Annotated in this window: 20 protein-coding genes; 19 read left to right on the top strand and 1 reads right to left on the bottom strand. The window is 43.0% G+C overall.

Annotated features, from left to right (window positions below):
• The first annotated feature begins 313 nt into the window (after window positions 1-313).
• The 17 genes from IQQ51_RS13910 to IQQ51_RS13830 all read left to right on the top strand — a co-directional run bounded on the left by IQQ51_RS13910 (window position 314) and on the right by IQQ51_RS13830 (window position 10024).
• Window positions 314-1231, top strand: coding sequence for a class I SAM-dependent methyltransferase (locus IQQ51_RS13910; RefSeq protein WP_193841371.1), 918 nt, complete (start codon window positions 314-316; stop codon window positions 1229-1231).
• 161 nt (window positions 1232-1392) lie between these two features.
• Window positions 1393-1770 (top strand): VOC family protein, encoded by a 378-nt coding sequence (locus tag IQQ51_RS13905; protein ID WP_193841370.1) that lies wholly within the window; start codon window positions 1393-1395, stop codon window positions 1768-1770.
• 43 nt (window positions 1771-1813) lie between these two features.
• The gene (locus IQQ51_RS13900; protein ID WP_193841369.1) at window positions 1814-2221 is read left to right on the top strand and encodes a bleomycin resistance protein; all 408 of its coding nucleotides are present in this window, start codon (window positions 1814-1816) and stop codon (window positions 2219-2221) included.
• Window positions 2222-2369: 148 nt separating this feature from the next.
• A complete protein-coding gene (locus IQQ51_RS13895; protein WP_050648970.1) occupies window positions 2370-2801 on the top strand; it encodes a DUF2000 domain-containing protein in 432 nt (143 codons plus the stop codon).
• An 80-nt stretch (window positions 2802-2881) separates the two neighbouring features.
• Entirely contained in the window at window positions 2882-3301 is a 420-nt protein-coding gene (locus IQQ51_RS13890) for a GNAT family N-acetyltransferase (RefSeq protein WP_193841368.1), read from the top strand.
• 34 nt (window positions 3302-3335) lie between these two features.
• Window positions 3336-3770 carry a GNAT family N-acetyltransferase gene (locus tag IQQ51_RS13885; protein ID WP_050621394.1) on the top strand — a complete coding sequence of 145 codons (435 nt, stop codon included), beginning with the start codon at window positions 3336-3338 and terminating at the stop codon, window positions 3768-3770.
• Window positions 3771-3859: 89 nt separating this feature from the next.
• Window positions 3860-4216, top strand: coding sequence for a hypothetical protein (locus tag IQQ51_RS13880; RefSeq protein ID WP_048615783.1), 357 nt, complete (start codon window positions 3860-3862; stop codon window positions 4214-4216).
• 36 nt (window positions 4217-4252) lie between these two features.
• A complete protein-coding gene (locus tag IQQ51_RS13875) occupies window positions 4253-4723 on the top strand; it encodes a GNAT family N-acetyltransferase (RefSeq protein WP_193841367.1) in 471 nt (156 codons plus the stop codon).
• Window positions 4724-4811: 88 nt separating this feature from the next.
• Window positions 4812-5156, top strand: a complete 345-nt coding sequence (locus IQQ51_RS13870) for a VOC family protein (RefSeq protein ID WP_193841366.1) — start codon at window positions 4812-4814, stop codon at window positions 5154-5156.
• Window positions 5157-5275: 119 nt separating this feature from the next.
• Window positions 5276-5692 (top strand): VOC family protein, encoded by a 417-nt coding sequence (locus tag IQQ51_RS13865; protein WP_009846821.1) that lies wholly within the window; start codon window positions 5276-5278, stop codon window positions 5690-5692.
• Window positions 5693-5744: 52 nt separating this feature from the next.
• Window positions 5745-6164: a GNAT family N-acetyltransferase gene (locus IQQ51_RS13860; protein WP_050653444.1), complete on the top strand. Its 420-nt coding sequence runs from the start codon at window positions 5745-5747 to the stop codon at window positions 6162-6164.
• Between the two features lie 88 nt (window positions 6165-6252).
• Window positions 6253-6660, top strand: a complete 408-nt coding sequence (locus IQQ51_RS13855) for a GNAT family N-acetyltransferase (RefSeq protein ID WP_050653445.1) — start codon at window positions 6253-6255, stop codon at window positions 6658-6660.
• Between the two features lie 67 nt (window positions 6661-6727).
• Window positions 6728-7309: an HD domain-containing protein gene (locus IQQ51_RS13850; RefSeq protein WP_050653446.1), complete on the top strand. Its 582-nt coding sequence runs from the start codon at window positions 6728-6730 to the stop codon at window positions 7307-7309.
• 122 nt (window positions 7310-7431) lie between these two features.
• Complete coding sequence (locus IQQ51_RS13845) at window positions 7432-7824, top strand: hypothetical protein (RefSeq protein WP_193841365.1); 393 nt, start codon at window positions 7432-7434, stop codon at window positions 7822-7824.
• Window positions 7825-8000: 176 nt separating this feature from the next.
• Complete coding sequence (locus tag IQQ51_RS13840) at window positions 8001-8258, top strand: hypothetical protein (protein ID WP_050634388.1); 258 nt, start codon at window positions 8001-8003, stop codon at window positions 8256-8258.
• A gap of 139 nt (window positions 8259-8397) precedes the next feature.
• Entirely contained in the window at window positions 8398-9402 is a 1005-nt protein-coding gene (locus IQQ51_RS13835; protein ID WP_193841364.1) for a S66 family peptidase, read from the top strand.
• A 151-nt stretch (window positions 9403-9553) separates the two neighbouring features.
• Window positions 9554-10024: a DUF302 domain-containing protein gene (locus IQQ51_RS13830; protein ID WP_048611159.1), complete on the top strand. Its 471-nt coding sequence runs from the start codon at window positions 9554-9556 to the stop codon at window positions 10022-10024.
• A 144-nt stretch (window positions 10025-10168) separates the two neighbouring features.
• Here the strand turns inward: IQQ51_RS13830 and IQQ51_RS13825 are convergent, their stop codons facing one another.
• Window positions 10169-11128 (bottom strand): NAD(P)H-dependent oxidoreductase, encoded by a 960-nt coding sequence (locus IQQ51_RS13825; protein ID WP_193841363.1) that lies wholly within the window; start codon window positions 11126-11128, stop codon window positions 10169-10171.
• Window positions 11129-11277: 149 nt separating this feature from the next.
• On the opposite strand from IQQ51_RS13825, the gene IQQ51_RS13820 reads away from it, so the two are divergent.
• Window positions 11278-12177, top strand: a complete 900-nt coding sequence (locus IQQ51_RS13820) for a LysR family transcriptional regulator (protein WP_050646671.1) — start codon at window positions 11278-11280, stop codon at window positions 12175-12177.
• Window positions 12178-12326: 149 nt separating this feature from the next.
• Window positions 12327-13355 carry a B12-binding domain-containing radical SAM protein gene (locus IQQ51_RS13815; protein ID WP_193841362.1) on the top strand — a complete coding sequence of 343 codons (1029 nt, stop codon included), beginning with the start codon at window positions 12327-12329 and terminating at the stop codon, window positions 13353-13355.
• Window positions 13356-13371 lie beyond the last annotated feature (16 nt).

Below are 13371 nucleotides of genomic sequence, written 5' to 3'. Positions count from 1 at the left end.
AGTATTGAAGCCATTTACTGCTTATTACTATTCACTCTTCTTTGTTGCCCCTTTCTCATTTTCGATATCAATGAATTATGCTGGGTTTAGCACTTTAGGTGCCATTGTGCTTAGTTTTGTATTGGTTTACGTGTTGTTAGTGTGTCAGCCAATAAAGAAAGTCTCGCAATAGCCCTCTAGAATAAAAAGAAGATGCTTAACCTTTGGTACTTTGGAGCTAAGTCTGAGTTTATGCATCAAGATTTACGGTTTTAGGTTGGTGTCTTGTTTCCCATGACATAATACGGCGTAAGTTTTTATAGAAGGGGGCTTTATGAGTGATTCGATTTTTAGAAAAGACGGCACTGCCCAAGGTGTGGCAAAACAGCGTTATATCGAAACCTTGGCTAAACCTAATCAGCGCGTGATTAACGACCCTTATGCAGAACAGTTTGTTTTAGGCGCAAGTCTGATCAAACTCATGGGGCATAAGCTTAGCGTTTGGATAACTCAAAAGTTTGCACCTGGTTTCCACGAGCACCTAATCTCTCGCACGCGCTTCATTGATGATCTTGTCGAAAAGAATGCGGCGAGTGGTTCAGAGCAATACATCATTTTAGGGGCTGGGTACGACTTGAGAGCTCATCGCCTTGAGCTACCATCTTCGTTGAAGGTTTTTGAAGTGGACCAGCTCGAAGTCCAAACTAGAAAACGCTCTAAACTGCCTAAAGATTTGCCTAACGCGAGCAATGTTACCTATGTCGGCGTCGATTTTAATCGCCAGTCACTCACCGAACAGCTCTTAGCGGCGGGGTTCGATCAATCGAAGCGCACGATCATTACCCTAGAAGGTGTTTCGCAATACATAAGCAAAGACGCGACAGCCTCGACCATTAAAGAGCTGTCTGAGCTTACGAAACATTCTGGTTCTAATTTCTTTATATCGTATGTCGATGAATCGCTAAAAAATGATCCTGAAGCTTGTTTTGGTAAAGGGTATCCCAAGGCGACGAAGCGAGCGGACACCATTAAAAACTTATCCGCAAAGGTAGGTGAACCTTGGGTATCGTTCTTCAACGCTGAAGAGATCGAAACATTGTTGTCTGAAAATGGTTTTGCATTAACACAAAACAAGACATTGGCTGACCTGAATGATGAGTACTTTACCCCTGTCGGTAGAAGGATTCCTGAGCATCACATCTTCAAGCTAGAACACTTTGTCGTGGCAGAATCCAATACAACAGCAACCTAAATTGACGAGTCGATTGAAGCCTGACGACGGTTGGTTACTTTCTTTGTGCTACACGTTGAGCCCTTGGCTTTACGTTTTAGTGGGTTGATATGTTTGGTTTTGCTTCAAAGAATAAGGGCGTTGAGATAATCTTTCTGCTCATCGAATCTTAAGGTAAGAATATGATTGACCACGTGACCGTCTCCGTAAGTGACTTAGAAAAAAGCCGAACATTCTATGAAGAGGCGTTTCGCCCACTTGGGTATAAAGTCGTCTTTGGAGAAAAAGGAAAGTTCTGGGCGTTTGATTTGGGAAAAGGCTTTTTATTTGAGATATGCAGTTCGAACGTAGAGGGGCCTTTAACGAGTTTCCACATTGCCTTTCGGGTCGCCAACCAACAACAAGTCCATGAGTTTTATGATGCTGCGCTGTCGGCCGGAGCTAAAGACAATGGTGCTCCAGGGCCCCGTCCACATTACACCGAAAATTATTACGCATGTTTTATTCATGACCCAGACGGACATAATATTGAAGCTGTTTTTGATAAGTGGGCATCCTGAACAGTTTTTCCATATTTCTAAGTGCACGTACAAAGGATAAGTCATGACGTTAAGAGTAGTTCCGGAGCTTTATTGTTTCGATATTAATGTGAGCAAATCCTTTTTTGTCGATGTGTTAGGGTTTGAAGTGAAATACGAGCGGCCAGATGAGGAGTTTGCTTATCTAACGCTTGATGGTGTTGATGTGATGCTTGAAGGGATTGCGGGCAAAAGTCGAAAATGGCTTTCAGGTGATCTGGAGCTACCTTTAGGGCGTGGCGTTAACTTTCAATGGGATGTTATCGACATCGAACCTCTTTATCAGAAAGTAAACGAAAGCGCCGCTGATTCTATTTACTTAGCGTTAGAGTCGAAGTCTTATCAATGTGGTGATTCGATTGCGACTCAGAAGCAGTTCATCGTTCAAACTCCAGACGGTTATCTGTTTAGGTTCTGCCAAGATATTCATTAAGTCATGACCTTGTGGTTTAACGATTACTGGTCTTTGCTCGGCATTATTGGATGGATTAAACGTATTAACTGAGTACTAAGGTTGCATTGCTCACGCCCCAGTAATGCGTTATACAAATAGTGCAATTAAGAATGAATGAGGATATGTAGTGAGCAATTTACCAGACGAAAGCCAAAAACGATTCATAGCGATTTTAAGCAAAAAGATGGATTTGGGAAGAACATTGAACGTGCTAGGGCACTTGAGCGTTGGCCTCTCTAATCGATTAGAAAGTGAAGAGGCTTGCTACGTTGATTATCAAGATTTGGATGGCAATGTTCACCCTAATTTATCTCACTATCCTTTCATCGTGCTGAAAGCAGACAACTCAAATAAGCTTAGAAAAGTGCGCGAAGAAGCGTTCAGTCGTGGTATTAAATTTACTGATTTTACGAGCTCAATGATCGAAGGTGGTTCTGCTGAGCAGCAGCAACGAACCAAAGAAATCAAAGAAGAAGACCTTGAGTATCTTGGTGTATGCCTGTTTGGTGACACGGAGATTCTACGTGAGTTTACAAAGAAGTTTAGCTTGTATAAGTAACTCACTTTAGTGGTTTAGCTATCTGCTAGTAAGTGCATCGAACATGTTACATAAGCCGTTAATCCAGAGATAGGAAGTCAATGGACTACCAATTAGATATCGAGCCCTCCGATGACGACATTAATGAAGTCCGAGGCGGGTTAATCAAACACAACACACCGTTTCTGGAAGGGATCCTCAAGTCTCAAGTTGCGTACTACGCGATTGTGGAAGGCAACAAAGTCGGTGGCATTATCGCTGACCTTTGGGGACACTGGTTACTGATTAAGTTTCTCTGGGTCGAAGATTCGATGAGAGGAAAGCAAGTCGGCAGTGAGCTACTTGAGCGTATTGAAGAGTATGCGAAGTCTCAAGGTTGTACGTCGTCATTGGTCGATACATTAAGTTTCCAAGCGAAGCCTTTCTATGAGAAACGAGGGTATGAATGCCAGATGGTGTTAGAAAATTACCCTGTAGATTCCTCGCTATCGTTTCTCACCAAGTCGCTCGTCAAAAAATAGCGTATTAAGCGCCCGTTTATACAAGGAGAGTAGAGTGGTCAACATTCGGGAAATGGCAATTTCAGACTACGACTCAGTGATCGCGTTGTGGTGCCAGACAGAAGGCATGAGTATTCGCGATGCCGATTCGAAAGAAAGTATTGGGAGTTATTTAGATCGTAACCCCGGTCTGAGTTTTGTGGCTGAAAATAGCAACGAGATCATTGGCGCTGTGTTGGTCGGAACGGATGGGCGTCGAGGGTATTTACAACACTTAGCTGTTTCGGCCAACTTCAGAGGGCAAAAGTTAGGTTGTAAGCTTGTCGCAGAGGCGGTCAACGCACTTGCAGGGTTAGGCATCCCGAAGACCCACTTGTTTGTCTATAACGACAACATCAATGCTCAACAGTTTTACGAAAAATTGGGCTGGTTTCCTCGAGATGAAGTTCGAATGTACTCGTTTAATAGCTCGGATAATAGTAACGTTTAGCCTTAAAGGTTCGCGCTGGCTGAGCTTGAATTTGTAACAGATTTGCGTGCATCTTCCCAATATCAAAACAATCCTTGGAGTATTTAGAAATGTTGTTTTCTAGTCTGTCTAAACCATTGGTTCATGGCTCCGAGTTATGTTCTGAACTGCTCAATTTCTTAACCGAGCATAAGAGTGATTTCGAAGAAAAGTTAATCCCTGATCTGTCATACATCGATGATATGGCACATGTGGTGAACAGTATCAAAATCAAAGACGTTCTACACATCAATGCGAATCAATACCGACTTAAATATGCGTTTGATTGGGAGCTGTTTCTAGGATGCTCAGATAGGAACGAAACCGGTGTAGAGAATGGAAGTGTTCTATTCACACTTGAGGATGATAACGTTCTTAATATCAACTTCCCAAACTACGGTTCTCGAGACACTAGCGATGAGCTCTAGTCGGTTTTTCGTGCGTGTTATACAGAAGGAACAACAATGATAACTATCGAAAGGCTTGAAGAATCCCATGTGGCGTCAGTTCAGGCTATCCAACTCGCCGATGAACAGGTTAAGTTCGCTGGTACAGCTGCAGAGTTTTTATTAGACGGCAGTGAAACGACGCACTTGCACGTGATTAAGTCTGATAACGAAGTTGTTGGTTTCTTTAAGCTGGATATCGCTTACGCAGAGCACTACGAATTCTGCCCTGAAGGAAGCATTGGGTTAAGAGCTTTTGTGCTTGATAAAAACCAGCAAGGTAAAGGTTTAGGAACTGGCACGGTCAAAGCTTTGTTCCCATATTTAAAAGCGAATTACTCAGCGTATCAGTCGATTTACTTAACTGTGAATTGCAAAAATCCGGCAGCATTCAACTGTTATAAGAAAGGCGGCTTCGAAGATACCAGTGAGCAGTATTTAGGTGGCGCAGCAGGCTCGCAATTTATCATGCGTGGTCAAATTGCTTAGTAATATGAAACCGACTAATTGTTGATGATAAATACCTGCGCAGCTGTATGCAGATTGAGAGTTTTAAAGAACACGAGAAGGAAATTTGATGAAGGTTCAATATCTTGAAGTGGTTACCCCAGAAGTCGATGTTGTTTGTGCTACATACGCTCAGCTCTACAACGTGAAGTTCAGTGGTGCAGATGTGAACCTTGGTGGGGCGCGCACTGCAAAGCTATCTAATGGCGGGGTAATTGGCATTCGAGCACCGCTTCGTGAAACTGAAGAACCAACTGTTCGTCATTACACGCTGGTTGACGATATCCAGTCTGCAGTAACTGCAGCCGAGAAACTAGGCGCCGAAGTTGTGGTGCCGCCAATGGAGTTACCACGTCACGGCATGTGTGCCATTGTTATTCAAGGTGGCGTCGAACTCGGATTCTGGGAATTATAGGTGATGCGTAGCTTTTAGATTGTGAAGGACGAGATACTACGATTTACGATGCGACACCTAGTGTCTTTCCCTGCTTCATGGCATCATTCCACGCAGCTAAAACCCCAACAAGGTATGTTATGAAACAGAATATTGTCCACATTGCACTCGTGGTAAAAGACTACGATGAAGCGCTTGATTTCTATGTAAACAAGCTTAAGTTTGATCTCATCGAAGACACGTATCTACCAGAAGAAGATAAGCGCTGGGTTGTTGTTGCTCCACCAAATTCAACAGGTGTGAGCCTATTACTTGCTAGAGCTTCCAAGCCAGAGCAACACGATTTCATCGGCAACCAAGCTGGTGGACGCGTATTCCTATTCTTAAACACCGATGACTTCTGGCGTGATTACGAACGTATGACGTCTTTGGGCATTAACTTTGTCCGAGAGCCTAAAGAGCAAGGCTACGGCACCGTTGCTGTGTTTGAAGATCTTTACGGTAACTTGTGGGATCTGCTTCAGTTAAACCCTGAACATCCTATGGCTAACAGGTAGAAAAGCTTAGCCCACAACCTTAATTCTAGTCATACGGATTGGCAGGAGCGACATGGAAGTCACAAGGTATCAACCCAAGTATTTAACCGCTTTACAGGCGCTCTATCTAGAATCAAGACAGGACACCTTTCATTGGGCTGATGCCGACGCTTTTAAGTTATCCGATTTCGAATTCGATACAGAAGGTGAAGAAATATGGGTCGCCGTTTCTGGCAATAAGGTTTTAGGTTTTGCCTCTATTTGGAAACCTGAAAGCTTCATCCATCATCTCTATGTTTGCCCGCGAATGCTACGTTCTGGGGCAGGCTCTGCTTTACTCAATACCTGCAAACAACATTACTCTGATCTGACTTTGAAGTGTTTGACTGCTAATGAAAACGCCATTGGCTTTTATCAGTCGCAAGGCTTTGTTATCTCATCAACAAAAGGAGAGGGATTAGAGCGTTATCACTTAATGACTTACCAAGTTTAGTAATAATAAGCTTAGTAATAACAATCATGGCAACCACAAGCGCTGCAATTACAACAAGGGTCATCAAGTCCGGAGCTAAACCGAGAATATGGAAATAAAACAGCTTTCAGCGACGGAGGTACTTCCGGTTAGGCATCAAGTGCTTTGGCCTGATAAACCGATGTCGTTTTGTATGGTGCCAGATGACGAACAAGCAACGCATTACGGCGCGTTTATTGGTGAACAGCTGGTTTGTGTCGCGTCTATCTATATCCAAGGCCATGAAGCGAGGCTGAGAAAGTTTGCAACGCTGCCTGAATTCCAAGGGCAGGGAATCGGTTCAAACGTGGTTGATCATGCAATCTCTAACCTCAAAGATTTAAACATCCAATACTTTTGGTGCGATGCGCGTACAACGGCTTTAGGATTTTATCAAAAGTTTGGGATGGCTGTAGAAGGCTCTGAATTTGAAAAATCGGGCGTTGCGTATTACAAAATGTCGGTTCATTGGGACTAACGCTTCTTTGTCGCTAAGTTAACCCTCCGCACCGCTAAATCATCAACTTAAGTTAAGGAAGGTCATCGTGGAAGAAATCAAAGGCATTCTCCAATTCATGGTCGAAATTGAACAATTAAAGGATGTTCATCGACAAACAAAACCAGTTGGATTGGAGCGATATGAAAACTCGGCAGAGCACAGTTGGCACGTCTGTTTGAGCGCACTTATGTTGAAAGACTATGCCAATGAAGAAATCGATATTACGCGAGTGATGAAGATGTTGCTGATTCATGATCTTGGGGAGATCGATGCCGGAGACACCATCATTTATGCCAGTGAAACCGAAGAAAACAAGCTCAAAGAGAGAAACTGTGTCGAGCGCTTGCTGAAAGCATTGCCGAGCCATTTAAGAAGCGAGTATTTGGATTTATGGCTTGAGTTCGAAGCGGGTGAGTCACCGGAAGCTAGATTTGGTAAGGCGATCGATAGAGTGCCGCCTTTGCTTCATAACATCCATGGTGGTGGCCATAGCTGGAAGAAGCACAACATATCAAAAGACAAAGTACTAACCTTCAATGGCGAGCGTATTTCTAAAGGCAGTCGTGCTCTCTGGAAAGAGCTAGAAGTGCAGCTTGAAGGTGCTGCGGACAAAGGGCTATTAAAGTAAAAGTTAACCATCTTGCCAAGGAATGGCAAACAAGTTTCAACCTAACAACGTTTAAATTAAACTTGTGAATTCATAATGTTACTCAAGAGTAGCAAGCTCATTGTTGAAGGAATAAGAACCACATGAAAACCACTGCCTTAGCTGTATTGTTACTTGGCGTTTCCGGTTGTGTATTTGCAACCGATAACAATATTGAAGCTATCGATTACCAAGTGTCAGTCACTGTCGAGGATTCTGAATCAAAACTCAACTTTCCAACCTTTAAGTTCCACTCTTTCGGGCAGGAAGTCTCATCTCAAACTGAAGAATGCATTTATTCGGGTGTTCTTTCTAAGCATGAAGCTAACGCTATTCTATTAGAGGCCAAAATGTCATGCGATTATGAAGATGGTGAGTCTAGCGGTGATATGCCGGTTTTTACTCTTGATAAAGAGGGGGGAGAAGCAAGTATCGAGTTTGAAGAAGATGGCGTAAACCTGTGGAAATACTCGGTTCTAATTAAAGCGCTTAACTAAACTTTTTCTGTTATCGAACACCCGCAATGCCAACTGAAGTAGATTCAAGATACATGGCACTTACCTTGTGTCTCATTTCTTTCTAATAAAACTCTAGTGGACAACAATAAGTTAGAGAACCGAGTGATAAGTTGTTAGCATGCATCAACTTTATAAATATTGGCTGGCTTATATAAATGCTTGATAATAAGTATATTAAACACCCTTATCACTGTGAGCAGTGCAACGCACTTACCCCGCACCTTGCTGTTAACGCTTCCGATACTGAATCTAAAGCGGACGCTGAATCTGAAAAGAAACAATGGAAGTTAGGCGTGTTGATGGAGTACCTGATGACATTATTGTTTAGAGGTGACCATAATGTTCCCGGTTTTTATGTCGACAGTGATTACGAGTACCAATGTGAGAAATGTGGGACTAAATCGTGGCATTAATTGGGTATGAAAATTTGATTCAACCTTAATTTTTGAGCTCTAATTCCGAAATCAACTCGCTTAAAGAACTTGTTCGCTTTAATAATTAGTGAGTCTCAATCAGGCGTATTATTCCCACTTTGTTATGGAGGACAAACGAGTGATATACCCAAAAGCTTTAAATATCGGTGACAAAATCGGATTTTTCTCACCGTCATCGCCCGCAACGGTCTTTGCACCTAATCGATTTGATCGTGCTAAACGTTATTTGGAAAAGCAGGGCTTCATGCTAGTTGAAGGTTCGTTAACTGGAGAGTCAGAAGGGTATCGTTCTGGTTCGATTCAAGCGCGAGCCGAAGAACTCAATCAGCTCATTCGAGATCCTGACGTGCGCTGCATTATGTCGACCATTGGTGGTAACAACAGTAACTCACTGTTGCCATACATCGATTATGATGCCCTTAGAAACGACCCTAAGATCATCGTCGGCTATTCAGATGCCACCGCATTACTGTTAGGCATCTACGCCAAAACTGGATTGGTGACTTTCTATGGCCCGGCTCTCGTCGCGTCATTTGGTGAGTTCCCGCCGTTAGTCGACGAAACCTTCCAATCGTTTACTGACATCTTATGTTCGAATTCAAGCCAACATCAGTACACGATGCCTGAGAGTTGGACGGACATTAAACACGATTGGGAAACTCAAGATTCGGCAAAGCCAGTTTACGATAACGAATGGCACTTCATGGGAAGAGGTCAAGTAAGCGGTCGCGTGATTGGTGGCAACTTGAGTACAATGGCCGGGATTTGGGGCAGCGAATACATGCCAGAAATTCAGTCTGGCGACATCTTGCTTATCGAAGATTCACTAAAAGGCATTGAAGCGGTCGAGCGTTCATTCGCGCACTTATTGGCTTGCGGAGTATTCGATAAAGTAGGCGCTATTGTACTCGGCAAACATGAGCTGTTTGATGACAAAGGGACAGGGCGAACACCACTCGATGTACTTCTTGAAGTGTTGAACGGTAAAAATGTCCCGATCCTGTATGGTTTCGACAGTTGCCACACCCATCCCATGCTAGTCACGCCACTAGGTGTGCAAGGCACTATTGATTTTGATGACCAAACATTCAAGCTTCAAAGCCAATGGTTAGCGTCGAGTTAACCTAAACTGATGATAATAAGACGCATTAGAAAAGTGATCCTCTCTGCAAACTGAGAATGGAATCGCGTCTATACTGACATGGGTTACGTCGCTGATTTTAGAAGTGGCGCTATGAATGTAAGTTTGACTAGGTTAAATCTCTGAGGTGACGATGAAAAAATTACTACCACTATGCGCCATTTTACTCTCGGCATCATTTTCAGCTGCGGCTTCTGATGGTTTGATTAAATACCAAAGTAATTACTCAGTGAAAGAGACCGCTGACCGCTTTGAAGAAATCGCCAAGAGCAAAGGTTTGACCTTGTTTGCGAGAATCGACCATCAGAAAAACGCGAGTAAGGTCGATCTTGAATTGAGACCAACGGAAGTCATCATCTTTGGTAACCCGAAAGTAGGGACGCCATTAATGCAATGTGCTCAAGAAGTCGCGATAGATTTACCGCAGAAGGTGTTAGTCACTGAAGACTCTAACAAGAAAGTATGGTTGTCTTACAACGATCCTAATTACTTGGTAGAGCGTCACGCGATCAATGGCTGTGACGAGGTCGTTAAGAAAGTATCGGGTGTACTAAGCAAGCTATCAGAAGCGACAGTGGCGAAAAAGAAAGCTAAAGCTAAATAGCTTGATCACTAAGTTGCCAGCTAAGTAGCTACGTAGATAAGTAGTTAGGTACTTAGACTAATACGCAAAGATCCAAAGGTGAGGAGAGCAGTTGAAACGAATTTGCTCTCCTCATCGCTTTATTAGGTTTTTGGCTTCTTAAAGCTACGACAATGCAACCACTTCATATTCATGAATTTTGACGTTGTTAGTATCATCGACAGAGACCAACCAAGTTTCGTTAACCACCAATTCAATAGACTCTCCTTTCATTGAAGAATCAGGGAAGGTGTCTGCTTTTAGTCGAACATGCAGGCTAACTTGATACTGCGAACCAATAGGCTTGATCTCCAGTTGTTCGATACCATGAGAACAGTTTGGTTTGAAAGTAGATCGAGCGATTGAATACCAATCTTTAAACCCAGCGTGACCAACAAATTGTCCTTCAGGCATATTGAATACAACGTCAGATGACAACGATTGAGTAAATATCAATTCTTCTGCTGGCAGTGTGTCTAACTGCTCGAACCAATTAGTGACGAACTTACGAACAAGTTCCTCGTCGGAATGAGTGACCTTACGAACCTCATCCATTAGACGCGAAGCATGTTGTTTAGCTCTGGCTTGTACGTCTTCTAACTTGTTATATACGTTAGGGATGTAAACCATACCGTGAGTGTATACCGGTGGGCGGTAGTTCATGCCCGCAAGATACGCCGTCTGCTGTAGGGGAAACATAAGCTGTTCAATCGTAAAGTGGTTATAGCTCAGTGGATCGTAGGACTCTTTTGGTCCGCCGATGGTGAAAGAGAGGAACAGATCTTTCCCTTTGAGTTTGTTACCTTCTGGCCCGTACGCAAAGTTAAAGGTCATCACATCGTCTAACCATTTCTTTAGTAATGCTGGCGCAGAGTACCAGTAGAACGGGAACTGCAACACGATCACATCCGCTTCAATCAATGCTGCTTGTTCTGCTTCAACATCAATTTTGTAGTCTGGGTAAAGTGTATCCAAGCGTCGAATTGAAATGTCTTCCATCTGTGTTTCTAAAGTGTCGATGATTAGCGTATTCGTGTATGACTCGGCAAGGTTAGGGTGACCTGAAATAACAAGGGTTTTACTCATGATGACTGTCTCGTTCGCTTAATTGATGGAGTAATCATAAGCTCATTCTTTTGTTAGTTTTAGATGACTAATCCTTAAATAATTATTAGGCTGAAGCTAATAATACTGTGACAAGTGAAAGTAGCGATTGAAATGATGGGTAAGAAGCAATGAAAGGTGCAACATACAATCAACTGACGATGTTCCATGCGATTGTGAGTGAAGGCTCAATCTCTGGTGCAGCAAGGCAGCTTGGAGTCGCACCACCGTCGGTGAGTCAGTCTCTTAAGGCGCTTGAAAGCGAACTTGGATTGCCTTTGTTTATTCGCACAACAAGAAGAGTTGAACTGACAGAAGCTGGTAGAACGTTGTACACAAGAACGGTGGATGCGATCAGTGATTTGAGTACCGCAATGGAAAGTGTTGCAGATCTAAGCCGTAATCCATCTGGTCATGTATCGATCACGGTCCCGCGCTTTGCTTATAAACAGTGGATAGAGCCTATCTATGCGGAATTCTGTTTACGCTATCCTGAGATTCAACTCGAGATCTCTATCTCTGATGCGACCGTTGATATATTGAAAAACGGCATTGATTTGGGGATCCGTTTTGGAGACAAAGTCGAAGAGGGAATGATAGCTAAGCCTATCACTCCGAGGTTAAAAGAAGCGCTGTTTGCGTCACCGAGTTATGTAGAGATGCATGGTGCACCCCAAAGCATTGAAGAACTGTCACAACACAAGTTGATTCAATATCGATTCATCACGTCTAACAAACTCGCTTTATTGCCACTGGTGGATAACGGAAATACGGTTCATGTAAACGTAGAAACGGCGATGACGGTGAACGATACGGACATTATGGTGGATGCGGCAAAAAAAGGGCTTGGGATAGGTCGCTTACTAACGCCTATGGTGGAGAAAGAGTTTCAGTCTGGTGAGCTAGTACCGATTCTTGAACATTGTTGGAGTGATAATGTAGGGCTCTATTTGTATTTCCATCGCAATACACAAAAAGCACGTCGTGTTCGTGTGTTGATTGATTTCTTATACGAAAAGCTAGTCGGATAATCGCTCTAACACGTTGCTTTAAGCGATATGACTTACTCATTTCTGTTTCAATTATCCGTTTTAATTTGATAATAATTCAAATTGTACCGTGTTTTTCATTGAATGAACTTCCAGTAGCCTATGCGAATAGTTAATTATTGGGCATTCAAATGACACAGTATCAGTTCCAACAAGGGCCTATTCGTCCACCTTCAGAAGCGGATAGCTTATTGATTCGCACTACCCAAGGTTGTCCTTGGAACAAATGTAAATTCTGTACATTGTTTGAGGGGATGGAGTTTGCAATTCGTCCCGTTGAAGAGATTAAGAAAGACATTTGGGCGGTGAAAGCGTTCTATAAGAACCGTAAGTTTGAGACCTGTTTTCTGCAAGACGGTGATTCATTCACTATGGATACCGAAGACTTGCTGGATGTGTTGAATACACTCAAACAAGCCTTTCCAGAGTTAAAGCAGATCAGCTCTTATGGACGAGCGCAAAGCATGACTAAGAAGTCGCCTGAAGAGATGAAAGCCATCTGTGATGCAGGACTCAACATGCTTTATTGCGGTATGGAGTCGGGGTCTATTGATGTTCTGAAACTGATGAAAAAAGGCATTACGCCGAAGTCTATTTTGAAATCGACCGAGTACGCGAAGCAAGCGGGTATGAAGATGATGACCTTCATTATCCTTGGTTTGGGTGGTAAAGAATATTCGGCGCAGCATGTTGAAGAAACGGCGGCCTTACTTAACCAAATCAACCCAGATGAAATACGCATTCTGTCGCTTGCTGTGAAGCCTGGAACCGAATTGGATGAACTGGTGCAGAATGGAGAGTTCACGCCACTTAGCGAACGTGAAATGCTTGAAGAACAATATCAACTGATCAGTAAACTAAACAGCGTGACGGGCAACTATGGTAATTATCACGGTATTAATTTGTTGATGGAACTGAACGGGCAGTTGCCACAGGATAAAGCGAAGTTCTTAGCGACAATAGATCGTTTCAATATGATGAGTGAGAATGACCAGAGTAACTTTATCTTGGGACGTCGCATTCATTACTACGCGGCATTGAAAGACATGGATAACCAACTTATGTACGATTCTGTACAAAGAGAGCTTAATCGTATTCAAAAGCAAAATGCCGATGGACTCGACAATGTGTTTTATCAACTCCGTCAACGCATGATCTAGCAGCAAGGACTAATAA

The sequence above is a fragment of the Vibrio sp. OPT18 genome (genome assembly GCF_015163615.1).
Taxonomy (GTDB): domain Bacteria; phylum Pseudomonadota; class Gammaproteobacteria; order Enterobacterales; family Vibrionaceae; genus Vibrio; species Vibrio coralliirubri.
This window is presented reverse-complemented; position numbering and strand designations above follow the sequence as displayed.

Excerpts from the sequence above, each read along its gene's own strand:
- IQQ51_RS13910 (WP_193841371.1), top strand. The coding sequence starts at position 314 with ATGAGTGATTCGATTTTTAGAAAAGACGGCACTGCCCAAGGTGTGGCA.
- IQQ51_RS13905 (WP_193841370.1), top strand. The coding sequence starts at position 1,393 with ATGATTGACCACGTGACCGTCTCCGTAAGTGACTTAGAAAAAAGCCGA.
- IQQ51_RS13900 (WP_193841369.1), top strand. The coding sequence starts at position 1,814 with ATGACGTTAAGAGTAGTTCCGGAGCTTTATTGTTTCGATATTAATGTG.
- IQQ51_RS13890 (WP_193841368.1), top strand. The coding sequence starts at position 2,882 with ATGGACTACCAATTAGATATCGAGCCCTCCGATGACGACATTAATGAA.
- IQQ51_RS13880 (WP_048615783.1), top strand. The coding sequence starts at position 3,860 with ATGTTGTTTTCTAGTCTGTCTAAACCATTGGTTCATGGCTCCGAGTTA.
- IQQ51_RS13875 (WP_193841367.1), top strand. The coding sequence starts at position 4,253 with ATGATAACTATCGAAAGGCTTGAAGAATCCCATGTGGCGTCAGTTCAG.
- IQQ51_RS13870 (WP_193841366.1), top strand. The coding sequence starts at position 4,812 with ATGAAGGTTCAATATCTTGAAGTGGTTACCCCAGAAGTCGATGTTGTT.
- IQQ51_RS13865 (WP_009846821.1), top strand. The coding sequence starts at position 5,276 with ATGAAACAGAATATTGTCCACATTGCACTCGTGGTAAAAGACTACGAT.
- IQQ51_RS13860 (WP_050653444.1), top strand. The coding sequence starts at position 5,745 with ATGGAAGTCACAAGGTATCAACCCAAGTATTTAACCGCTTTACAGGCG.
- IQQ51_RS13855 (WP_050653445.1), top strand. The coding sequence starts at position 6,253 with ATGGAAATAAAACAGCTTTCAGCGACGGAGGTACTTCCGGTTAGGCAT.
- IQQ51_RS13845 (WP_193841365.1), top strand. The coding sequence starts at position 7,432 with ATGAAAACCACTGCCTTAGCTGTATTGTTACTTGGCGTTTCCGGTTGT.
- IQQ51_RS13840 (WP_050634388.1), top strand. The coding sequence starts at position 8,001 with ATGCTTGATAATAAGTATATTAAACACCCTTATCACTGTGAGCAGTGC.
- IQQ51_RS13830 (WP_048611159.1), top strand. The coding sequence starts at position 9,554 with ATGAAAAAATTACTACCACTATGCGCCATTTTACTCTCGGCATCATTT.
- IQQ51_RS13825 (WP_193841363.1), bottom strand. The coding sequence starts at position 11,128 with ATGAGTAAAACCCTTGTTATTTCAGGTCACCCTAACCTTGCCGAGTCA.
- IQQ51_RS13820 (WP_050646671.1), top strand. The coding sequence starts at position 11,278 with ATGAAAGGTGCAACATACAATCAACTGACGATGTTCCATGCGATTGTG.
- IQQ51_RS13815 (WP_193841362.1), top strand. The coding sequence starts at position 12,327 with ATGACACAGTATCAGTTCCAACAAGGGCCTATTCGTCCACCTTCAGAA.